Raw genomic sequence first — 23,220 nt, 5'->3', positions numbered from 1 at the left:
CTACTCCTCGCCGGTATTCTGTCGTTCCTAATAAACACAGCGCTTATCAGGCAAACATATCGGCTAGTTTAACAAATTTTAGGCTTGATTGCTGCATTATGACATTTACTTACAGCCAATTTGCTAGAGATGGATAATAAAAGTTAAATAAATAGTCACTCTATATTTTAGAGAACGAAAAACTAATTCTGCACGCGCATTCGTGCTCGATTGTTCTCAATAGTTTTGGCCCCGATGCCTTTTACTTTTTCTAGCTCATCAACGCTTTTAAACGCGCCAAACATTTCACGGTAGAGAATAATCTCTTGCGCTTTGCTACTGCCGATACCGTCAAGCGTTACTAGCTCGCCCTCGCTAGCACTATTTATATTGACGACTGACTGATCGCGCGCTTGGGTCTCATACTTCTCTTGCGCTAACAGATACTCATAAGCTTGCTTTGGATCCGCATAACAAACAGCCGCTTGTACCTTTGTCATCATAAAACATAGGGTTAAAAGGCATGATAACGTTCTCAATAAAAGGTCTGAGCGCTTGACATACTTTAGCAACTCTAGATTATTGACAAGGCTATAAAGCGCGTTCATGCTGTTTGGCAGACTCCCAAAGCGCGTCCATCTCGTCGATATCGCTATCCTCCAAGCTTTTGCCTAACTGCGCTAACTGATCTTCGATATAACCAAAACGCGACTTAAACTTATGCACGCAAGTCAACGTTGCCGCTTCTGCATCTAGATTGAGCTTACGCGCGACATTGACTAAGGCAAACACACAATCGCCAAGCTCTTTTTCGATATCGCTAATACTCGCTTTTATCTCAGCCTTAGACTTATCGCTAATTTCCGCCTTTAACTCCTCAATCTCTTCTTCTAATTTCTCAAAAGCACCTGTCACTCCTTCCCAATCAAAGCCTAACTTTGACGCTTGGCTTTGTACCGATTGTGCTTGCATCAGCGCACTGCCCGCCTTAGTCGCATCCAAACGACGACGCGGTTTGCCGCGAGCCTCATCGGCTTGACGCTCCTCAAGCTTGATCTCATCCCAACGCGCTTTGACCGCCGCCTCATCTTTGAGGCTCTCTGTCTCAAACACATGCGGATGCCGGCGAATCAGTTTTTGTTGCAAAGTGGTTATCACATCGCTCAGATCAAAACGTCCTTGCTCAGCGTAGAGCTGACAATGAAAAATCACTTGCAATAACACATCGCCAAGCTCGCCTTTAATATCCTCATCGTCATCGGTCTGCACTGCTTCCGCTAGCTCATACGCCTCCTCAATAGCATAAGGAATTAGGCTATGATTGCTCTGTTTTTTATCCCAAGGGCAATCCACTCGCAGTCGCGCCATTAACGCTAACAAATCACTTATCTCGCCAGTGGCTTTAGGTGTGCCTACGACTGGCTGCGGAGGTAGGGTTTTAGTTTGGTCTGCATTTACAACAGTTGCATTATTATCTTTAGTAGTCATTAACACAATCACTCTTATTTCTATCGTTTGACGCTAATAGTTTATAGCGGTTTATAAGTTAGTGTATCATTGAATACTAATTAAAAAATAACAACGTTTTTAACTTTAAGCTTAGGAATATCTATTTTATGTCTACTGCCAATACTGCAAGCTATCAGCCTACGTCTACCTTTATGCCTATCACTATAAACTCCTTTAAAGCCTACGATATACGCGGTGAGCTTGGCGTGACTCTCGATGAAGACATAGCTTACCGAATTGGTCGCGCCTTTGCTGAGATTCTTTATAAGAGATACCACGCCGCTGCTGACTGTAGCGATTTGACCGATCTCAAGCCTGCTATTGCTATCGGCAGTGATATCCGCCATTCAAGCGAGCAGCTCAAACAAGCGGCTATCGCTGGTATTATCGATGCTGGCGTTGATGTTATCGATTTGGGCATGACTGGTACCGAAGAGGTGTATTTTGCCACTAGCCATTATCAGACTTTGGGCGGTATCGAGGTCACCGCTAGCCATAATCCGATCAACTATAATGGTCTAAAGCTAGTCAAAGAGCACTCAAAGCCTATCAGTAGCGACGATGGCTTAGCTGAGATTCAAGCGCTCGCGGAATCAGGAGAGTTTGCTAATCCTAAACAAAAAGGCGCTCTTAAAGTACTAGCTGATAAGAGCGCTTATATCGAACATATCATCGATTTTATCGATACAAAAAAGCTAACTCCGCTAAAAATCGTTATTAACTCCGGCAATGGTAGCGCCGGTCCGGTGGTGGATTTACTAATCGATAAACTAGCGCAAGCGGATGCTCCTATTGAGGTCATCAAACTGCATCACCAACCTGATGGTAGCTTTCCTAATGGTATTCCTAATCCGATGATACTAGCGAATAGAGCATCAACACGGCAGGCGGTGCTCGACAATCAAGCCAATCTCGGCATTGCCTTTGATGGCGATTTTGATCGCTGTTTTTTATTCGATGAGACTGGCGAGTTTGTCGATGGCAGTTACGTGGTGGGTATGCTCGCGCAAGCGTTTCTTAATAAATATCCAAACGAATCGATTGTTTATGATCCGCGCGTCATTTATAACACCGAAGCGGTGATTAAACAGCACGGTGGCAAAGCGGTCATTAGTAAATCAGGACACTCTTTTATCAAGCAAGTGATGCGTGAGTCAGAGGCGGTGTATGGCGGCGAGATGTCCGCCCATCATTATTTCCGCGATTTCTTTTATTGCGATAGCGGTATGATACCGTGGTTACTCACCATTGAATTATTATCGATCACTGGCAAGAGCTTATCAGAACTCGTCAATGGTTATATCAGCGCTTATCCAAGCTCAGGCGAGCTGAATTTTCGCTTAACGACTCATGATGCGCAGGCGATCATTAATGATATAGAAAGTAAATTTGCTGACGAACAACCGAGCAAATCCACCCTTGATGGGCTTAGTCTCGACTTCGGTCAGTGGCGCTTTAATCTGCGGGCTTCAAATACTGAACCGTTAATTCGACTCAATATAGAGAGTCGCGGTGATGAAGCGTTATTGGAGAGTAAAACCGCAGAGATTAAAGACTGGCTTGCTAGCCAAGGCGCGGTGCCGGCTTAAAGACTCACTTAGCGCGCCCAATACCCACATAAGCGCCGACTAACTTATCAATTTGAGCGCGTGATAAAGCGTTTTGCGCATCAAATATCGGCATAGCTAATTGGTTGAGCTGCGCTATGTCTAGTTGGTGCTGCGGCGAGAGGCTGATAATAAAGATCGCCTGTGCTGCCTCTAGCTGCTGATAAGGACTATCAAGCAGTTGCAGTAGGGGCTGCTGTCCGTAGTGCTTAGCAAGCGAGCTTTTGGCTTTATCACTATAGACTAAGGTCTTAATATTATAAGACCATAGCAGTGCAAGTAGCGGATGAATGGCTGAGCCTGTAGTGCGCCCTGAGCCGGACTTATAGCTGCCGCCCCAAATCATCACCGTTTTATTATCGATAAAGCCATCAAAATGCTGCCAAAACTTACGAAAGATCAGCTCTTTTTGATCATCATTGATATGCAGCACTGACTGCAATAACGGCATAGTGACACTGTTTTCTTGTGCCGATTGCTGTAGCTTGTCAAGCTCAGTGGGTAGCGTGTGACCGCCAAAGCCCCAACCGGCCTGCAGATAGCTACTGCCTACCCGCGCGTCAAGCCCCATAATAGCGCTGACTTGTCCGATATCGACTTGCTGACTGTCTGCCAAGCGTGATAGCTCATTCATAAAGCTGACCCTTGTCGCGAGCATCGCCATAATACTACTACGCGCAAACTCGATAGTGGCGATATCGGCGTGATGATAGGCGCGGGCATGTTGTAATAGCGGCTGCAGCACGGTTAGCTGATGACTACTGTCAGGCGTTTTTTCGCCCAATAGCCACAATGACGGCGTTAGCATTGAGCTATAAGCCTCGCCATCTTGCAAAAACACAAACGGCACGTAATAGACCCAAGCGCGCTGCAAGCGCTCCGCTACCTTAGCGATATGACCGAGCTTTTCGATGCCACTCGTAATAATGGGAATGGTCTGTTGATGACTATGATTAAAGGCCATTACCCAATTATTATCTGTCCAAACGCTTTTGATACTCTCCAAAAATAACCAATAGCAGTTCACTTGCAGAGGCTTTGTTTGCTCTTGACTCTGACTATCCGCGCTTTCATAACTTCGAATAAGTTCATCCGCGCTAGTTGGTAATGCACATTTAACGATTTGCTGCTGCTGTCCATATAACTGCCACAATGCTTGCAAATGGCGCTCAAAGCCATACAGCTCTACTTGCTGCTCTAAGACTCTCAGATCTGCATAGAGGTGCACCGTATGATCAAGACTCGCTAACACCACCGCGCTAGTGATGGCCTCAATACTATGACCGATGATCACGCAGACCGCAGATGATTCGGTTTTCAACGCATTGTTATTAGTCGCGTCAACAGCAGATTTAGGACTCATAACACTCTCTTCATTATCATTATCTCAACAGCAAAGCTAGTGAGCTGTTCTTTGCTTGCTCTCATTATGTAAATAACTGCTTGATATGCTTAAGTAGCTGATTGGTGGAGCTATCAAAAGCGGCAGCGCTATCTTGCTGCATAGCCTGATAGACGGTTTCGGCCATCTGCTTACCCATCTCCACCCCCCATTGATCAAAAGGATTAACATCCCATATGCTCGCCATAACGTAGACTTTATGCTCATATAAGGCGATCAGCTCGCCTAAGCTATGCGGGGTCAGCTCATCGAGTAGTAAGGTGGTAGAAGGCTGATTGCCCCGATAGTGCTTATATTTATCCGTCGCACTAATGTCAGCTGCAGAGCTATCGGCGTCGACCTTTGCAATAGCGGCATTACCGAACGCTAGTACTCGGCTCTGTGCCAAACAATTAGATAAGGACAGCTCATGCTGATGCTGCAGCGAGGTGTTTTGTGCCTTATCGCTATAGTGACGCACGCAGGCGATAAAGTCGCAAGAAACGTGCTGAGTGCCTTGATGCAGTAATTGATAAAAAGCGTGCTGAGCATTGGAGCCAATCTCGCCCCAAAGAATGGGACAAGTATCATAATCAATATGGCGACCTTGATGCGTCACTGACTTACCATTACTCTCCATCTCTAGCTGAGTCAAATAGCTTGGCAAATACTCAAGTCGTCCATCATAAGGCAACACTGTATGCGCATGTATCTGCAAAAAGGTACTATTCCAAACCGCTAGCAAGCCTAGCAGTACTGGCAAATTATCCTTAAAGTCAGCGCTAGCAAAGTGCTGATCCATGCTATGCGCGCCGGCGAGCAGTGCGCGAAACTGCGGCATACCGATACGAATAGCGATAGCTAGGCCAATCGCCGACCATAAGGAGAAGCGCCCACCCACCCACTCCCAAAGCTGCAACTGATGCTCGGGATGAATGCCCCATGCCGTCATCCTCGCCTCATTGGCCGAGATGCCGATGAAGTGGCGACGCAGCACACTATCTGGCGAGCCTGAATTGAGCATCGCCGTCGCTAGTAACCAAGACAGCGCGGTCTGAGCATTAGATAAGGTATCGACGGTGCCAAAAGATTTGGAGGAGATGATAAATAGCGTAGTCTCAGCATCCAAGCGCTTAAGTAGGTTATCGAGCTGCGAGCCATCCATGTTGGAGACGAAATGCACGATAATATCGGTATCGGCCCACTCATCGAGCGCGGCAGTAGCCATCAAAGGCCCAAGATCTGAACCGCCAACGCCGATATTGACCACATCGGTAATGGCTTTGCCAGAGAACCCGCGCCAAGTACCATTACGGATGCGCGCCGATAACCGCTCAACTTGCTGCAAGCTATGATGCACATCACGGACAACGTCCTGCTCATCGACGACTAACTCAGCGCTCTTAGGCAATCGTAGCGCCGTATGCAGCGCCGCCCGCTGCTCGCTAGTATTGACCATAGCGCCTTGCAGCAAATCGGTGATACGCGTGGATAGCTCACAGCTCTCAGCCAAACTCAGTAAGCGCTCTAGTACCGACTCATCGATACACTGCTTGCTGTAGTCCATATACAGGCTACCTGCCTGCGCCTGAAAACGTTGGGCTCGGCTGTCATCCTGTGCAAACAGCTCAGCTATCGACCAGCTCTGCTCGGCGAGCTGCTGCAACTGCGACCAATACTCTGAGTCGCGAGCACTGCTATAAGTTTTATGATCGTTGATAGCGTTCATCGACTACTCTTCATCCGCGAGCTGCTGCTCAGCAAAATAAATAAACGCCTGCATATATGAGCGCATATCACCAGCATCATAGCTCTCACCGCACATGGTAGTGACATTGACGCCAGACTCACTAATTAGCGCATCGATAGCATCGGTCAGCTGAATCTCACCACCGACCGAGGCGGTAGTCTGCGCTAAATAGTCAAAGATTTGGTTGCTAAATACATAACGCCCGACGACCGCTAAGCGAGAAGGCGCATCTGCTAAGTTGGGCTTTTCCACAAACCCTGCTACGCCAAAGCTAGCATTGACATCTGTATTACCGCCAATGTCAGTCGCGCTATCGATAAGCTTCGCTATGCCATATTTATGCACTTCGCTATCAGCGACTTGCTCAACCAGTATCTGCGAGTGACCATCATCAGCAAAAGCATTGAGCATAAAGGCTAAGTTATCACGCTGCATATCGGTAGTAAAAGGATCTAATACGACATCGGGTAGCAATACGGCAAAATCATGCTCGCCGATGATAGGACGCGCTGCCAATACCGCATGACCTAAGCCCAAAGCTTTGCCTTGGCGGATCACTGAGACGCTGACGTCATCGGGTAGCCAATTGAGACTATCGGCAAGCTCATCTTTGCCTTTACTGCGTAATTGCGTATCCAGCTCGGCATTGATATCGAAGTAGTTTTCAATCGCGCTCTTTTGGGCATGGCCAACGAGGACGATATGCTTGATACCGGCGGCGATGGCTTCTGCGACCACGTAATGAATGGCGGGACGATTGCCTAATGGCAAAAGCTCTTTGGGTACGGACTTGGAGAGTGGCAGCATACGAGTGCCGAAGCCTGCGACGGGGATGACGGCGTGGGTTATTTTTTTCATAAAGGTTTGGTTATATTAATAAGAAGAAAATAGAAATTATAAAATGCTATTAGAGAACTATAAATCAATAAACTCAATAATGCGTTGTAACCATTTATCATAATTGTAATTTTGTAGTACATGATCACTGGCATAGCGCATCATCTCAACTTGCTGTTTAGTATAGCCTTTGGATAATTGTGCAAATAATTCATCCGCTTGCTCTTTATTATCAATAACTTCACACATCCCTTCAAAGCGAGTACTAACCGCTAGGCTGGGATTGGTGACGGCTAAACGCCCACAAGCCATAATCTCAATCAGACGACGGGAGAACATGCTAGTAGAGTCAGTGACGGTATTGACGTTAAGACAGTGCGAATACTGCCTAAACAGCTCACCTGTCTGATCGTAAGGCACGGCAGGCTTAATGGTCATGTTAGGCAAATCAGGATAGCGATAAACGTCAGATTTACGATCAGAGTTGCGGTCGACGATGGTCAAGCCATAAGGAGAGGCGGCGGTAAATGCCATGTCCTGCCATTGCTGGCGTACACTATGAATATGATGGCTATAGCTACCGACAAATAGGCTTTCATTATAACGAGGTGGTAAATCGGTGGGATGATGAAACTTAGGCTGTACGGCAAAGGGTAGCACCCCTACTTTTACGCTCTTGCCTAATATAGAGCGATATCGCTGAACACAGTTTTCATCAACGGTAAGAATATATTTAAACAAGCTAGCAGAGTCAATAAAACGGTTAAAATGCGCGCCGTCTTCTTTATTCCAGAATACGGCTGGAATGTTATGCTTATCAGCAAGCTCTAAGAGCTTACGTAGCTCGACATTACTACGTTCAGGATAACCAGGGTAATTGGCTATCTTATAGCGCCACTTGTCTTTGTGACCGCGCCATGCTGACTCTACTAGGATAAAGTCAGGCTTATTTACTTTGAAAAGCCATAGCCAATTCTTATTAGTTACCTTAAAAATCTTAGAGGAGGCTTCATTTAAGGATGTTGCAGTCAGTTCGTCGCTAATTAAAGCAATATCAAATTTTTTAGTACCCATTAGCACCTTATACATAAAAGTAAGTAAACTATATAATATCAAATCTAGTTTTTTACGACATCATATCTTCGAGAATATCTTTCATTTCCATAATTATGAAATATTGAAACAGATACATCATGTCCATACCAGATATGATTAAAAAAATCAGTTTTATTCAGTGCATTTAGATTAGCTACTAACCCTGACATTTTTTTACCAACTATCAAATGTATATCTAGATTTAATTCGTCACTAACATCCTCTAAGTTTAATAAAATTTTATTCATATAAAATACAAACTTTATTCTATAGTCCTTTTTATCAATTTTATTTTTGAAAACTACAGTTCTCTCCATAACAATAGCATTCATATCTTTTTTAGATAGAATATATTTATTAATAATACTTACAAAATCTGCTCTACTTGGCGCAGAATGGCCAGAACCAAAATCACTAATTATAAGATGAAAATTATCTTTATTATAATAGCCTGATTTTGACAAATAATTTATATTAGAAAAGTCATTCTCTAAAAAAGGATTTAAGTGGTTTTCGACATGAAAACTATCATTTATATTTTGTATATAATATATTTTAGCAAACTCAGTCTTTATATCTGATAGATTTATCTCATAAATACTACCAATACTCGTCAAGTATTCTTTTCTTTTTTCTGTAGAGGATGATATATTATCACTTTCTGCTAAATTAAAATAACGATCTACAGCATCTTTTTTATAATTTAAAATATTAGTTTGAGGGTTGCATATCAATATGTCATGATGAATACCTATAGAGCTTAAATAAACTGACTGAACTAATGCTGCAAACCCACCACCTGAACACCCAAATAGTAACGGTCTTTTATTAGTTTTTAAGCAAGCTAACTTTATTATATCTTTTATAGCAAAATTTAGCCCTTGGTATTTAGAGTCACCTAGATACCAAGCTAAATTCAAATTACTATTGTCATCTACTAGAGGATCCGAGAATGCCAAAATTGCGACTCCAAGATCATTAGAAATCCCTTTACCTGAAAAAAAGGGAGGTTCTTTAGAGTTTCGATTAGCAATAGCTGCATTAAAAGTTATTAAAATACTATCGCTATCTCGAGAATTAAAACCATTAGCAAAATAACTGAACCTATTTTGGTTGTCGATATAATCTATATTTATACCTTCAATAAATTCTTTATTATCATATAAACTTTTTTCTAAGAAAGGAAAGTTATTGTATATTTTTCTATTTTCTATTAATTGCTTGCTTCTCAATAATTTTTCACGTTTCAAATTATTAGCAGAGTCTGATGTATCATACATAGTTCTTATAAACATATTTTTACGTGAGTCTATAATTGTAGGTGACTTTAAATCTACTTGTGTATGTCTATAGGTATTATATACAGTTTTTATTTTACTAATTACAAAACTATTCTTTTTTGCAGAGTAAATATTGAAGTAACTTAAGCCTAAAGCTAATTTTGGATAATAGTATTCTACCAATTTTTCATAATTATCAGATTTGAAGTCATAAAATCCAGCATAACCACTTCCAAAACTTAAACAAAACCCTACATTTTCTTTTTTAAAATATAAATCCATTTCTTCAAAGAAGTTATTTGAGAGTGCATCATCATCATCTAGTCTAATCGTAGATACTAAAATATTTTCTTTACTGTCTTTTAAATCATCATAAACAAACTGTACTAGAGACCTCCCCTTTTCTGGAATATAATCTATATAAAGCCAATCATACTCCTCTACCAACTTTTCAAGCTGCTCTTTACACCATACTGGCAAACTTTCAGAGGTTATAATTACAACTTTTAGCCACTCAGAATCAAGGGATTTAGTTTGATTTAATAAGCTGGGAATAGTAATTTTTTTAAATAAATTTAAATGTTGTTCAAGTCTTATTGGGTTAAACAATTTTTTCTTATAAGTCTCTATATTTTTATCAGCTATATTCCAAGAGCCTGTACCCTCAATTAATACACTAAATCTAATTAATACATAAGTTAATTTTTTCACATTCAACCCTTAGTAGTTTTTATTACATCTGAATATTTGACTAAACTTTGAATAAATTTAAAGATATCCACTATTTAAATATTTGTAAAGATCTTCGTCAATAGTATTAATAATGTCTCCCTGGAGAGATATAGTGTTTTCAGCAGCTACTGTATTATTAATTTCAAACTTAGTCAAAATAGTCAAGGTGTTATTTAGAACTGAAGATAACCTTAAAGTAGAAGTAGGTTCATATTGAAGATAACTTTTAGAAACCCAACCAATAAGTGACTTTCCTGAATCGTAACCTCTAAATGAAGTAAATTTAACAGGGCCACCCCCAGATGTCTCTGAGGTAATGATTATATTCATATCATTATTTATCTTTAGTGTAGCTTTTTTATCTTCAACACTGAGTTTTGAACAACTATCAAAATGCCACCACTGATTTATATCTCTTTTTGTACTATTATCATTATTAATTATTTTATCAATGACATACACTTCTTTACCTGGCTTATACAAAATAACTCGTTCGTGACTGTATTTATTTATAGATTGGTTTACTTTACCTCTCAATATCCAGAAACCTTTTAAATACTTTGGCACATGTACAACTGCGCTTCCATATGCATTTTTATTTACTCTACTAGTATTTGTATTATCTACTTCAATTGTATTGTGAGCACGTGTGCTTAGAAAATACTGGCGATACTTACCTGGCTTATATCCATACTTACCAGAGTCTATTAATATATCGACTCCATTTTCTTGTAAAATAAAAGATAAATCATCACGATGTTTATGCACTTGGCTATAAAAGGATGCTTGAAAAAATAGAAATGATGAACTTTCATTCGGTATAGACGTATTAGATCTTACAACCGAATATCCGTCAACTTGAGATCCTATATAATTTTCATGTTTAATATGGGGCCATTCGTTTAGGCTCCTTAGGTTTTTAAACTCTTTTCCAGTTTCTGAATCGCCAATTGGAACACATTTATTATTTGGAAATACTAACCAAGGCTTTACGCGCTCACCTAACTCTAAAATATCTAGTGTATCTTTAGAAATATCTGACCACCATGGAGAATTTATTATATTTAAAATTTTCTTATGTGTAAAAAAATGGTAAGCTGGTGAATTTTCAGTGTGCACTCCATAACTACCAAGTTGTGAAGTAATAAGTTTGTTCATTTTTTCTACTGAGTAACTATTTAATGTTTTCAAATTAAAGCTCTCAGAATCGTAATTCTGAAGTATATATATTAAGCTTTTAAGTCCATTCAGTTGAAACAAGCCATGATTACCATGATTAAGTTCATTAACATCGCTTAAATATTCTAAATGTTTATTAATAAGGTAGTCAATGTCTTCAATCTTATGATCAATATTTTTCTCGAAGCATATTTTTATATAGTAACTTATCTTCAAAGCCCTTAGACCTGTTGACATGTCATACCATAACCATTTATCTTCAAGTTTATTATTAGTTTTTTCAAAGTTTACCCAATCATTAATTATTTCAGCAACTTGATTGAAATCGTTAATTTTTCCTCTGATTAAATAACAATCTAACATTCTCCACGCATGAAGTTGAAACATCCAATTACTATCTTTATAAGGGTTTTCTAGCCATTTTATTGGGATACTTAGTTTGTATGGAATAACATCTTTTCTAGGCCTAAAACCTGACTCTTCATAATTTTCTACAGTTTGCAGTTTATTGCCTAAAATCTCATAGTTGTTAAAATCAATCTTACTTAAAATTTTATTAGAAAAGCTATAATTTAGTTTGTTTTTATTAGAAACACTAAATACTTTCGATTTCTTGACTAAAGGCTGATCAATATATCTAAAGAAAATCTTAACTTTGAGATTTGTAGCGTTATCTTTATTAAAGAAATATATATGTTTGCCCTTTTTGTATCCACTTTTATGAACAACAGTACCTGATGAATAAAAATAGCAAGCACACTCGATGATTGAGAAGTTAGACTTTACTTCTACACATATTCTAAAACCATCATAGTTTGATATTACTTCGGCTGAATCAATAATCGAATCTATATTCTTCATATATACATACTTCCATATCATTCACTTTCTAGTTCAGTAGTATTCTTCATAAAGGGTCTAAAAGATAAAGAATCTAAAAGATTTTATATTTCTTAGGATAAGATAAACATGAACTCTACAGGATGACTATAACGTTCTATCTGTAAAATTAGACAACCAAGCACTAATTAATTGATTGAAACTTTCTAGTCATAATATTAAATATAGTTTTATTTTTATTTACTTTAGCAAAAAATTAAGACACTATTCTACTAGTAACTTCTAAAAGTTTGCTGACTGTTTTTTCCCAAGTTCTATCAGTTTCAACCCACTTTCTAGCATTTTCACCTAACTTCAATCTAAGGTTATCATCAATTATTAACTGATATAATTTTTCGGATAAACTTTCTATATTACCTTTTTCAAATACTAAACCATTAACGCTATCAGTAATCATATCAGTCAATGCTCGAACACTGGAAACTACGATAGCTTTTTTCATTGCAGCTGCTTCCAATGGTTTCATTGGAGATACCATTTCAGTAACTGGTTGAGGCTTACGAGGAAATGGGGCAATATCAACCAATGAATAATATGACTCTACCTCTTCATGTGGAATACGTCCAGGCATAATAAGCCAATCCTCAAAGTCATACTCAACGGCTATATTCGTAATTGCCTGAGTAATTGGACCTTTATCGTCTCCCGCTGTATTTTCATTACCCACTATTAATAACCTAAACTCTACTCCACGTTTTTTCAGTCTACCGCAAGCCTCAGCTAAATGATCTAGACCTTCATATTGTACAAATGTACCAATATAACCAATAACCGGTACGGAATTTGGTATATTTAATTTTTTTGCTAGTGCCGGATCTCTTTTAACGGGTTCAAAGCGCTCTGGATCACATGAGTTAGGTAGTATAGTTATTTGATCTTTAGAAACTCCACGTCTTACTAATTCTTCAGCCATTGGCGTAGTAAGAGTAAATACATAATCAGCCTGCATTGCTGCTAGGGCCTCCAAATCACATAAGACTTTATAAAACTCAGTTGATTCGAATTCAGGTTCACGTGAAATACGGGTAACTTCCCAAAAGCCTCTTACTTCGTATATAAAAGGAATACCTAGCTTACGTGCTGCAATAAGGGCTGGCAAAGCTGTTAAATGGTTAGAAGCTGCTATTATCAAAGAAGGTTTTATTTTTAAGAGTTTTTTTACTAGCTCTTCTGATGATTGCACTATGTACTCAAGCGTAGCCGTTCCATCTCTTCTTGGAGCTAAAATAAATTCATACTTAACTTCTTCGATAATCTGGCTTTGTTCTACATCTTCTGATGTTAATTCTTTTCTAATATCTAAAGGAAAACCAGGTCTTCCAACTACTTCGATTTTTGTTCCTGTACTTTGAATAGCATTAGCTAAACCATGGCCTCTAGTTGCATAACCACCAGAAGCATAAGGCAAGGTGTTGTGCAAGACATAAGCAATATTATTTGAGATTGGACTAAAATTTTCTATAGGATTTTCTATAGCATTGTTTATAAGCTCTAATAAACTAGCCTTCTCAATGAATAAATATAAATTCTTTTTTGAATTAACAAAGTCTAGCTGTTTTTTGTCATTATTATTTTTCGCATAATCTTCAAGCCAATTAAGACAATCTCTACTTTTCGTAATAGATCCTTGTCTATAATAAGCCCAGAAACCGGCCCTAACACTTGTTGTGCTTTTATTAATATCAATAGCACTCTCAACCAACTTAATTTCAGAGTTTCTACTGCCAAATTCACCAAATTTCTTACCTGTCTTAATCATTATTAGGACGATTGCATTATTAGAAAATTTGTACTTAGTCTTTAGCTTTATATTTATGAATTTGATTACATCTTCTACATTTCTTCCTTTAAAATCATCAAATAGCATATTAGCTATAGCATCATAATTTCTATTCTCATAAAGTTTTTGGTATTCATTTTTTTGAGCTACATTAGTATTATTAACTTCTATACTACTTTCAGTAAACATACTATTACTAAAATACTCGAAAGCTTTCTGAATACTGTTATCTGATAATCTTGAGCATAAAGCTTTTTCTAAACTATTAACTTGTTCTTCGTTACCTAACTTATTTTTTTGTAAGTAATCTAAAATACTTATAACCTTATAATAGTTTTTACTATGTATACAAGCCCAAGCATATCCTATAAGAGTATAAGCATCTTGATTCAAATTAGCTGCTACAGCTGCTATTATGAGCCTAGGCTCTGAATCTACAGCTTTACTTAACATTATTAGCTTATAAGCTTTATCATTATCACTTAAAAAAGAGTTGTTTTTATCAAACTCTACTAACATTGAATAAACATTCTTAGAATCAAGAATTTCTAAATAATACTCTTTATCAATAAGTTGGTTATTTATTGATAAAGAATCCATATCAATGTTTTGATTACCGATATCGATATTTAGATCATTTAGTACTACCTGCTCATTCTCTGAACATAAGAATCTATTAAACCCAAAATGAATAGTCGTTATTCCTTCAGGTACAATGAACCTATATAGCTCCTCTACCGCTCCTTGTGTAGAAGCAAGATACTTAAACTGTGCCTCAAAGGTATCTGATCTAAACATCTTCTCCAAAGGCACATTAACTTCTTCTCCAGTCTCATCGTAAGCTCGGATTAGCAAGACGGCTTTACGGTCAATTGCAGGAGCAATGTTTAGATATTCGACCATCGCCTTAATGCTGATACTTTGACCCGACTTTACAGCCATTGGATACCAGACTGGCTCTTCTAACGGTAGTGCTATTTTTTCTACGAAATGGTTATCTGGTGTTTGCAGCTTCTTGGTTGAGTCAATGATTTCATCCTCTAACTCAGGAAATATCGTGAGATCACTTAATACTACTCGCTCATCCTCAGAACATAAAAACTTACTGAAACCAAAGTGTATAATAGATATGCCTTTCGGCACTATAAACGTATATAGCTCTTCTACTACATCATTAGTAGGAGCGATATACTTAAAGTTTGCATCAAAAGCGTCTGATCCAAACATACTATCTAAAGACACATCGACTTCATTACCAGTTTCGTCATAAGCCCTGATTAATAATACAGCTTTACGATTATTAGCAGAGCTGATGTTCAGATACTCTACTATCGCTTTAATGCTTACTCTCTGACCCGGTTTGACGGCAGTTGGGTACCAGATTGGATCCTCTAAGGGCAACTCTAACTTTTCGATAAGTTGAAATTTTAGCGTTTTAAGCCTCTTATCTACTTGATTTTGGGTTTTCTTTTTAAGAAGAGGGTTTGCTGATATCTTTTCTAATTTCATTTAAGATTTCTCGACAGTATAAGAGTGTTTAAAAAGCGGCTTTTATAATGATTAGTAAATAGCTATCAAGCGTTGATGATCTCTAGCATTCTTTTATAGTAATCGTCTGTATAGTGAAAGGGCGATAAGCCCCATTTGTGATTTGAGTCAGCTATAAGTAAATCTTTACTAAATTCAATTATGCTAGACTGTGGCAAAATGCTTTCTACATGCTTGTACATCATATTTAATTTTTCATTGTTTTTTTCAATGTCCCACTTCTCACCCAATTTGATAGTATCTTGAGCATCAGTCGCCTTATCTGTCCAATAAACCTTGTTAATTTTTACAGCCTCTAAACCTACTGTATTACTAACCATAGTAAATAGATTATCTACACCTTTCTTCCATAGCTCAAAATACTGATCTGAAAAGGTGTTTATAACTTTATCAGGTTTAATGCCAGAGCGTAAGAACTCCACTGAACGAGTCACCAACTTGCCGTCTATCTCAGCCAAGTGCAATCTATCAACAAGAAAGTCGATTAACAAAAACTCATAGTCATTCACAGCTACAGACTTTATAACTTCATTATCAAAGTCAGAGACCACCATACGGCGCTGAAACTTGGAGTCTATATTAGAAAGAGCGTCATAGTATTTCTTCGAAATTGTCTTTACTACATTCTTTGATCCAAGTGTCGCTAAAGAGGATCTAGCGTGATAACCAGCTAGCTGCATGGTATCAGTATCATCAAAATTTAAGATATCTCGTGAGACGCAGCCTCCATATACTTTGATTTTCATTAGATATTCCCTAAATTATGATATTAAAAGGTTAAGACTTATGCAGCGCTGCAAATGCAGTACTATTAAATCTCTTAAACTTCTTTCTAGTTACCTCTTTTAATGACTTATCTTCAAGTGCTTTTTCTGACAAAGCCACTGCTTTTTTAAAATTATTCGACAAATAAGCTTGTCGTGCTTGTCCCATATAGATATAACTACTATCCATTTCTTTAATAACAGGTGTGTGACCTTCAGTTATTGATTTTATTATACGACTCAATTGTTTCGTATGATTTAGATGGTATAGGACTTCATGTCCCGCAAAATCACAACGGATCAAATGTAGCTTATCAAAAGTATCTTTGATTAAACTTTCTATAAAAAAGCTATCTTCTTTGACATAAGGATCATAGAAAATAAAAATATCTTTATCTGTTTTTTTATTATCATCAAACTTCACATGTTTGAAATTCTTTCCATCAAACTTAGACTCTTTTTCTGAGGAATCCACTAAAATGGGATGAGCTGAGTTCCTAGGCGCAGAAGCTATTACGGTACCATTTACTGCTCCAGCATAGTAGATTGCACAATAACCACCTAGTGAGCTACCATATAAGAACACTTCATGATCACGGACGATGGGATACACATATTTCTCAACATCTTCAAACGATAACTTCTGATATTGATTGTCGTTTTGCAGACAAGCTACTACGTTAAAACCATTTTTGTTCAGATAATTCAAAGCGAACGGCGTTTCAGTCTTTAAAGTTCCAGCTCCATTGAAAACAATAAAGGTTTTCGAAGCACCTACATCATAAAAATCTATTTTATATCCATTCTTTTCAATAATATTACTAACTACTAACTCTGATAAATCAACAATCCCATTTTTATCAATATTAAAATATAGTTTATGGGCTATCTTTTTTCCATTGTATTTGTAGTAAAATATAGCTTTAAAGCTACCTTCTTCAAAAGGTGTATCAAAGCGAACTTTAGGTTCACTAGTATACATTTTCTTTTCAGTACCTTTAGAATGGGTCAAATAAAACGCATACTCTAAATCTTCTTCAAATTCTGTTTCTAAGCTTATAAACCCCTTACTATTGACAACTTTCCTTCTAAAACCCTTAGTATTATCCAAATCAAACATTTTAAAATCACTCTGTAAATAAATGTTATTAGCGCTTCACGTGAATTATAACATCGCTAAAACTTAAAAATACACTTCTATATATTGTATAAGTAAGAGTGTAGGAAATAACTTTAGACAGCAAGCAAATTAAAGAATCAGTATTTTTAGAAAAGACCAGCTGAAATTATTGCTGTAATACGACTGCCATCAGAAGCATGATTGAACTTTCCTTGTTTGATAGCTTTATCTATATCTTGAGAGGCTTTGTTTATAAAACTACTATTCCATAGGCTTTTAACCAACTTAGAATTACAGGCTTTATCGAAATCTTTTTTTAAATATTCAAGGGTTTTCTTTATAGGCTCTGGTGAAGTAACTTGCTCATTTATCGTGTATTCAATATATATATTTCCTGTACTAATTGACAAACCTTCATTCAGTTTAGTTAGTTGGCGCAAAATAGTATCAGAAGGCGCTTTTGCTATATTATCATAAGGGAGATGAATTAAATCATCGGTAAGATTTATAAGATCGTAAAGAACTTGTGAGCTTTTTACTTTTTCAAAGTTATTTTTAGTGGCTATATTAGCTAAATATCGCGAACTTAAAGGTGTGAAAGAAATCTGATATTGAGGGAATAGTCCAGTATGAAATCTATTCCTAAAATGCCTATAATGTAGAAGTAAAGGATCAATATTATCTCCACAATTATCCACTTTTTGCATAGTTAACAAAGTCTCATATAGATTAATAGCTAAATCAACCATTTGCTCAGGATTATCAAGCTTGCTACATAAATATTTAATTGAATCATTATAGGTAGTGGTTTTAGTATTATTCCCATAAAATGGTCTGTGATTTTCACCACCACCACCACCTATCGATATTTTTCTATAATCAACTTTCGTGCTTGGGAAATATATAGGTTGATAAATTCCTAAACACATATTTTTCCACGTCAAATACTTTTCTTCAGCGTCTAAATGATAAATAGCATTTGTAAACCTACTTCTAGTATTTAGTTCATATCCAAAATGCTGAGTTATTTTCTCAGCTACCTTTATATCTTTATCAGATCCTTTAATCAAATGACAGGCTAAGCGATATTCAGCAATATTTTTTGTGCCATTACAATAGGCAAGATTTGATAATGAAAAAACAGCACGAGAGTCTAAACCCCCTGTTAAACCTTGACGAATAAAGAGTTCTTTATTGGATAGTAATGTAGAGAATCGTGAAGCCCAAATATTAATAAAATTTAGTAAAATATCTTCATAATTTGTAATATTGTCTTCAACATTAGAGATTTTTTCTATATTCAGAGTGCTAGTTCCGATAGTGAGCAAAGTATTGATAGGTAATATTTTTATTTCATTGGCAATAGTATCGAAGGTAATAGGTTGTTGGGTAAAAGACAAACGTTGTGCTGACAGGAGTAGCAACGGTATATTAGGTGTGATAATAATTGAGTGTTCTTTTAGATGTTCAATTAATAAATTAAGTGAGTTTGAAACAGCCCAAGCACCAGAAGCATCATCTCGAAAGTACAATACTTTCTTAAACCCTGAAAAATCCGACCCTATTAAGAACCCTTTTTCAACTCTTTTTGCTAATACATAACACCCATCCTCTCCATAAGAGACCTCTTTTCCAGTTTGCTCACGATACTTCTCAGCGCCCTCTTGACCAAAAATAAAATCTTCTTTATCAAAACAGTAACCTTGAAACAATCTTTCGGGATTGCTCTTAAAGCTAGACAGTAAATATGTAGATTCATTATTCATACTGAACTCTATTCTTACAAAATTTATTATAAATATAAAAAACTTCTGAACTTAGAACTATAAGTAAAATTTTATAACTAAATCATAGTTTTATTTATGCATGATTCGTAGCTTATAAATTTATCTACAGTATTATCAATTAAATTTTGGCTTTTTCTTCTATTAAATGAATTTCTTGTTCAATAGTATTCTCAAAACTACATTGTGAACTAGCACGTTCTGTTGCATATTCTGACTTGTTCAAAAATAAAGAAGAATCTTGAACGATCTCTATAATTTTCTCCACCATTTCTTGTACATTTTCAGCTTCAAATAAGGCTCCTTCTTCGTCAGAAATAAACTCTGGCACTGCGGCAACTTTATTGGTTACCACTACTAACCCTGAGGACATGGCTTCGTCTCTAGAGACACCTTGAGAGTCCCATCTCGTAGGGTTTAAGAAAACACCATGTTCCTTATGAGCTGCTGCTATCTCGTGATGATTTAAAAACCGTTTATGCAGATGAATATTTTCAAACTGACGTAATGGTTCGTTAATTTCATCAAACTCTAAGCCATCACCGTATATATTAACTTCTAAATCTTTGAAGAAATCATACTTAGACAATTCCAGTAGAGCCGTTACTGTCATATCATTACCATACTTAGGACCAGAATAAGGCCTTATGGACAACAGCTTCAATCTATCTTCAGGCTGTTTCTCACTATAATTGAATATTTCATTATCTACATAATTATGTATTACCAATTTATTGTCACTAGGTATAGTCAGTTCTAAGTCTTCTTCCACTTCGCGAAGAAAAGTATTAGAAACAAAAACTAAAGTGATATTACTATTTAGCTCTTCGTTAATCAGCTTTTTCCAGAACTTTAATCTATTGTCAGATAGCTTTTCTTTTCGTTCTATCTCGGATGTTCTCAGACCTACAAGATCAAACTCTCGGCGCTTCCAGCTTTGAACTTCAGCTCCATGCAACCATATGGTAATTTTTATTTTATCTCGATAGTCTTTAACTATATCCCACATCTTATTGTCCATAAGATGTATAAATATGTGCTTAATCTGACCTGATTCAAGAACATTTTTTAGACTATGATTGTGTCCACTAAACACATCAATAGACTCAAACTCTCTAAAACCTATATCAGTATTGCTGTCAGTAATTTTAAACACATCTACTATACGATCGTGTTTCTTATATGCTCTTACTCGGCTATGTAAGAAGCCATACTTATACAGATCATCATATGAAGGGTACTGCTTGGCTAGCACTAAAGTATCACTTTTGGCAATCAGGTCGTTCACTACTTCTCTCTTCTCACCAATTTTTATAGACTTTATCAGAGACTGACCGCTACCAGTAAGTTTAAAACCAACTTGTATATATTCGCAATCTACAGGTATAGGCATAGTATGATTGTGAGCAACTGGTGCAATATGATGTGAAATTTTATTCTTGTTCTCATCCAAGAATATGAATACTGAACGTATATCCATATTTGTAGTTGCATTAGCTATAAACTGACTATTCAGCTTCAAGTTAACATCAGTCCTACTATATATAGTCTTGAAGTAGACATAAGCGAACTTATCATCAGGAAGTGTCGATGTGATCTCCACACTTTCACCTTCTCTTTTGATAATTATCTGTTTACTTTGTGGTCTAATGAGCTGTGTGTCGATGTCATTGGCTGAAAAGATGAAAGTATCTACATCTTCATATATTGCCAAATCATCTACTTCGTCGTAATTAACACTAATTGCTTCTGAGACTGGTAATAATCTGTTTTCAAAATCGACTCCCTCATCCAAAATCAGTTGATTATGTGCTTCATAAGTCTCTTCTACATCTAGGCTAGCTCCATTTGCAATATAACTAAAGCAATCAATAGCAAAAGACTTGGCTTCCACCTCCAGATTGTTTATCATTGCAAAGCGATCATTGTCTAAAACTTCTTTTATAAACGTATCTACGGTTACTATACTTCTAGAGAATTTAAATTTGCTTACTTGTTGATACTCACTGTTTTGTACTAGCGAAGTTTTTCCATTTACATTTTCAAAATAACTATCTTTGGTAATCGCTACTATAGGCTGGGCAGCGTCTTGTTCAAGGTAGACTTGACTCTGTACTAAATCCGTCAAATAGTAACTTCCGTAACTATCGATAGAGTTAAATACCGCTACATAAGTATTTTTTTCGAGCTGTTTAAGAGTTTGAGCCAATACTGATGTATCCGTACAGATAGTGATGTTATCGTCAGCAAAGTCACTCAAACCCTCTATAGCGCTATGTACTAATAGTTCTTTCTCTGCGTACTCTTGATTATTAAAAGACTCTATTACTCTTTTTAACTCGTCTTGATCATGAATACTAGCCACAATCACAACATGACCATTCGTCATGTTTAAAGTCGTCTCAAAAGCTTTTTCTAAAACGTATTTTAAACGATTTTGATAAGTATGGTGTTTTAGGACCTTTCTCAAACCTTGAAGTCTATATTTTTTCTGCGTTATAACGTTTTCAGTAAATTTTTCTAATTGTCTAGTAAGCTCCGCCGCTTCATCTGAACATATGACTAGATCACCGAATAGTAATCTGACTCCGCGCGAATAGTTACTAATGACTATGGTATTCGAAGCCAACATCTCAAATACACGTCTAGCGAACATAGTTTGTGACTGTTTTATAGTGTTTATGTTGATACCGTAAATATAGCCTTTATAGGCTTTATCAATTTCTGAAGGGCTTAGAGTACCTAGTATCATCGGCTGATAGCTTTCAGGAAACTCATAATGAGGATGAGGTTTATTGAAATTGCGATCATATATGTCCAGTCCCCTGTAATTCTGAGCCACTTCGGCTAACACAGAGAAGTCTTTTTGTCTTTTGGGATATTTCAAATAGTAAGATCCAGCGAAACTAAATCTCTCTTGTCTATCATAAACCTCTATAGGGTTATGTATTTTTGGCTGGGCAGCAAAGTATAACAAATAGACTCTGTCATGACCGAGAAGCTCTTTATACTTTTGAATACAGTCAATGTCTGTAGTAAATACAACATCGACTAACTCTGCTACTCCCAAAAAGGTTCCAAAGTGTACAGGATCCTCTTTACTCCAAAAGATGGTTCTAATATTTTTATCTTCACAAAATTTTATTACATCTACTAATTCTACTGCTTGCTGGCTAACTTTCGTATTCCATAGACCATTTTTGCCTTGCCATGCTGATTCGATAAATAGTATATCCGGCTCAAACTCTAATATTTCATCCCGCCAATTCGATGGTGTAATATGGTATATATCTGCCTCAGGTTCGAAACATAATGAGGTAAACTCATCCATAATGGCAGCAATTTTTATACCTTTATCCAAAAATGAATTCTGTAAGACAGCCTTATCTACAGAAGTATTATCTAAATATTTCTTCCTTGGCGTGACTATAGCTCTTTTCTTCTTAACTACTTTAGGTTCGGACAAAGCTTTACTAGCCACTAATTTGCTTGGCTCGATATTTTTAATTGCTTTTAATTCGTTGATCTCATTCTTATTCTGTTCATGGAGCAGGATTATTATTTTATGTAATAATTTGGTATTTCTTAAGTCACTGTTCTTTCTACTTAGCGCATCTCCATAAATAGCAAATAGCTCTTTACTAAAAACTTTTATAGTAGTTTTTCTTTTAGCAGCATCAATTAATGATTTACCCAGTTGATAAGATATAGTATTTTTTTCTACAGCTTTGTTAATGCGGTTTCTTTCATTCTCTAATTCAATAGCACGAATATACTGTTTTAGCTCATCTATAGAACCACCGTATTGCTCAACCAATTGGTTAAGTGATTTTAGTTCATCTGAACTGAGCTCGTTATTATGTTTAGATAAAATTTTACGTATTTTGTTTTTCATAGATCCTCATAATAACTAAAGTGGATATCGTAAGATGGAGAGTAGGCACTAAACAATCTGACAAAAAGCTATTTAATGCC

The 23,220-nt window shown here is 37.0% G+C and carries 14 protein-coding genes; 1 reads left to right on the top strand and 13 read right to left on the bottom strand.

Annotation, left to right across the window (positions count from 1 at the left end; translation table 11 throughout):
- Positions 1–182 precede the first annotated feature (182 nt).
- Together ACS8E3_RS06165 and mazG are read right to left on the bottom strand one after the other, a co-directional pair.
- Positions 183–479: a ComEA family DNA-binding protein gene (locus tag ACS8E3_RS06165; protein WP_439242312.1), complete on the bottom strand. Its 297-nt coding sequence runs from the start codon at positions 477–479 to the stop codon at positions 183–185.
- A 91-nt stretch (positions 480–570) separates the two neighbouring features.
- Positions 571–1,467: a nucleoside triphosphate pyrophosphohydrolase gene (mazG, locus tag ACS8E3_RS06160; protein WP_439242416.1), complete on the bottom strand. Its 897-nt coding sequence runs from the start codon at positions 1,465–1,467 to the stop codon at positions 571–573.
- Positions 1,468–1,595: 128 nt separating this feature from the next.
- Between mazG and ACS8E3_RS06155 the strand changes: the two genes are divergently transcribed.
- The gene (locus ACS8E3_RS06155) at positions 1,596–3,077 is read left to right on the top strand and encodes a phosphohexomutase domain-containing protein (RefSeq protein ID WP_439242310.1); all 1,482 of its coding nucleotides are present in this window, start codon (positions 1,596–1,598) and stop codon (positions 3,075–3,077) included.
- Positions 3,078–3,081: 4 nt separating this feature from the next.
- Here ACS8E3_RS06155 and ACS8E3_RS06150 read toward each other — a convergent pair whose 3' ends face one another.
- The 11 genes from ACS8E3_RS06150 to ACS8E3_RS06100 all read right to left on the bottom strand — a co-directional run bounded on the left by ACS8E3_RS06150 (position 3,082) and on the right by ACS8E3_RS06100 (position 23,140).
- The gene (locus tag ACS8E3_RS06150; RefSeq protein ID WP_439242308.1) at positions 3,082–4,458 is read right to left on the bottom strand and encodes a UDP-glucose/GDP-mannose dehydrogenase family protein; all 1,377 of its coding nucleotides are present in this window, start codon (positions 4,456–4,458) and stop codon (positions 3,082–3,084) included.
- 64 nt (positions 4,459–4,522) lie between these two features.
- The gene (pgi, locus tag ACS8E3_RS06145; protein WP_439242306.1) at positions 4,523–6,205 is read right to left on the bottom strand and encodes a glucose-6-phosphate isomerase; all 1,683 of its coding nucleotides are present in this window, start codon (positions 6,203–6,205) and stop codon (positions 4,523–4,525) included.
- Positions 6,206–6,208: 3 nt separating this feature from the next.
- Positions 6,209–7,084 carry a UTP--glucose-1-phosphate uridylyltransferase gene (locus ACS8E3_RS06140; protein WP_439242304.1) on the bottom strand — a complete coding sequence of 292 codons (876 nt, stop codon included), beginning with the start codon at positions 7,082–7,084 and terminating at the stop codon, positions 6,209–6,211.
- Positions 7,085–7,141: 57 nt separating this feature from the next.
- Positions 7,142–8,137 carry a CgeB family protein gene (locus tag ACS8E3_RS06135; protein ID WP_439242302.1) on the bottom strand — a complete coding sequence of 332 codons (996 nt, stop codon included), beginning with the start codon at positions 8,135–8,137 and terminating at the stop codon, positions 7,142–7,144.
- 44 nt (positions 8,138–8,181) lie between these two features.
- The gene (locus ACS8E3_RS06130; RefSeq protein ID WP_439242300.1) at positions 8,182–10,149 is read right to left on the bottom strand and encodes a glycosyltransferase; all 1,968 of its coding nucleotides are present in this window, start codon (positions 10,147–10,149) and stop codon (positions 8,182–8,184) included.
- Positions 10,150–10,206: 57 nt separating this feature from the next.
- A complete protein-coding gene (locus ACS8E3_RS06125; RefSeq protein WP_439242298.1) occupies positions 10,207–12,210 on the bottom strand; it encodes a heparinase II/III domain-containing protein in 2,004 nt (667 codons plus the stop codon).
- A gap of 235 nt (positions 12,211–12,445) precedes the next feature.
- Positions 12,446–15,538 (bottom strand): glycosyltransferase family 4 protein, encoded by a 3,093-nt coding sequence (locus ACS8E3_RS06120; RefSeq protein WP_439242296.1) that lies wholly within the window; start codon positions 15,536–15,538, stop codon positions 12,446–12,448.
- 65 nt (positions 15,539–15,603) lie between these two features.
- The gene (locus tag ACS8E3_RS06115; RefSeq protein WP_439242294.1) at positions 15,604–16,323 is read right to left on the bottom strand and encodes a DUF6270 domain-containing protein; all 720 of its coding nucleotides are present in this window, start codon (positions 16,321–16,323) and stop codon (positions 15,604–15,606) included.
- A gap of 31 nt (positions 16,324–16,354) precedes the next feature.
- On the bottom strand, positions 16,355–17,461 hold the full coding sequence (locus tag ACS8E3_RS06110) for an alpha/beta fold hydrolase (RefSeq protein WP_439242292.1): 1,107 nt from the start codon (positions 17,459–17,461) through the stop codon (positions 16,355–16,357).
- Positions 17,462–17,607: 146 nt separating this feature from the next.
- On the bottom strand, positions 17,608–19,227 hold the full coding sequence (locus tag ACS8E3_RS06105) for a hypothetical protein (protein WP_439242290.1): 1,620 nt from the start codon (positions 19,225–19,227) through the stop codon (positions 17,608–17,610).
- 139 nt (positions 19,228–19,366) lie between these two features.
- Complete coding sequence (locus tag ACS8E3_RS06100) at positions 19,367–23,140, bottom strand: glycosyltransferase family protein (protein ID WP_439242288.1); 3,774 nt, start codon at positions 23,138–23,140, stop codon at positions 19,367–19,369.
- Positions 23,141–23,220 lie beyond the last annotated feature (80 nt).

Source organism: Psychrobacter sp. 2Y5 (genome assembly GCF_051847375.1).
Classification (GTDB): Bacteria; Pseudomonadota; Gammaproteobacteria; order Pseudomonadales; family Moraxellaceae; genus Psychrobacter.
This window is presented reverse-complemented; position numbering and strand designations above follow the sequence as displayed.

Excerpts from the sequence above, each read along its gene's own strand:
- ACS8E3_RS06125 (WP_439242298.1), bottom strand. The coding sequence starts at position 12,210 with ATGAAGAATATAGATTCGATTATTGATTCAGCCGAAGTAATATCAAAC.
- ACS8E3_RS06115 (WP_439242294.1), bottom strand. The coding sequence starts at position 16,323 with ATGAAAATCAAAGTATATGGAGGCTGCGTCTCACGAGATATCTTAAAT.
- pgi (WP_439242306.1), bottom strand. The coding sequence starts at position 6,205 with ATGAACGCTATCAACGATCATAAAACTTATAGCAGTGCTCGCGACTCA.
- ACS8E3_RS06135 (WP_439242302.1), bottom strand. The coding sequence starts at position 8,137 with ATGGGTACTAAAAAATTTGATATTGCTTTAATTAGCGACGAACTGACT.
- ACS8E3_RS06105 (WP_439242290.1), bottom strand. The coding sequence starts at position 19,227 with ATGAATAATGAATCTACATATTTACTGTCTAGCTTTAAGAGCAATCCC.
- mazG (WP_439242416.1), bottom strand. The coding sequence starts at position 1,467 with ATGACTACTAAAGATAATAATGCAACTGTTGTAAATGCAGACCAAACT.
- ACS8E3_RS06140 (WP_439242304.1), bottom strand. The coding sequence starts at position 7,084 with ATGAAAAAAATAACCCACGCCGTCATCCCCGTCGCAGGCTTCGGCACT.
- ACS8E3_RS06120 (WP_439242296.1), bottom strand. The coding sequence starts at position 15,538 with ATGAAATTAGAAAAGATATCAGCAAACCCTCTTCTTAAAAAGAAAACC.
- ACS8E3_RS06150 (WP_439242308.1), bottom strand. The coding sequence starts at position 4,458 with ATGAGTCCTAAATCTGCTGTTGACGCGACTAATAACAATGCGTTGAAA.
- ACS8E3_RS06165 (WP_439242312.1), bottom strand. The coding sequence starts at position 479 with ATGACAAAGGTACAAGCGGCTGTTTGTTATGCGGATCCAAAGCAAGCT.
- ACS8E3_RS06155 (WP_439242310.1), top strand. The coding sequence starts at position 1,596 with ATGTCTACTGCCAATACTGCAAGCTATCAGCCTACGTCTACCTTTATG.
- ACS8E3_RS06110 (WP_439242292.1), bottom strand. The coding sequence starts at position 17,461 with ATGTTTGATTTGGATAATACTAAGGGTTTTAGAAGGAAAGTTGTCAAT.
- ACS8E3_RS06100 (WP_439242288.1), bottom strand. The coding sequence starts at position 23,140 with ATGAAAAACAAAATACGTAAAATTTTATCTAAACATAATAACGAGCTC.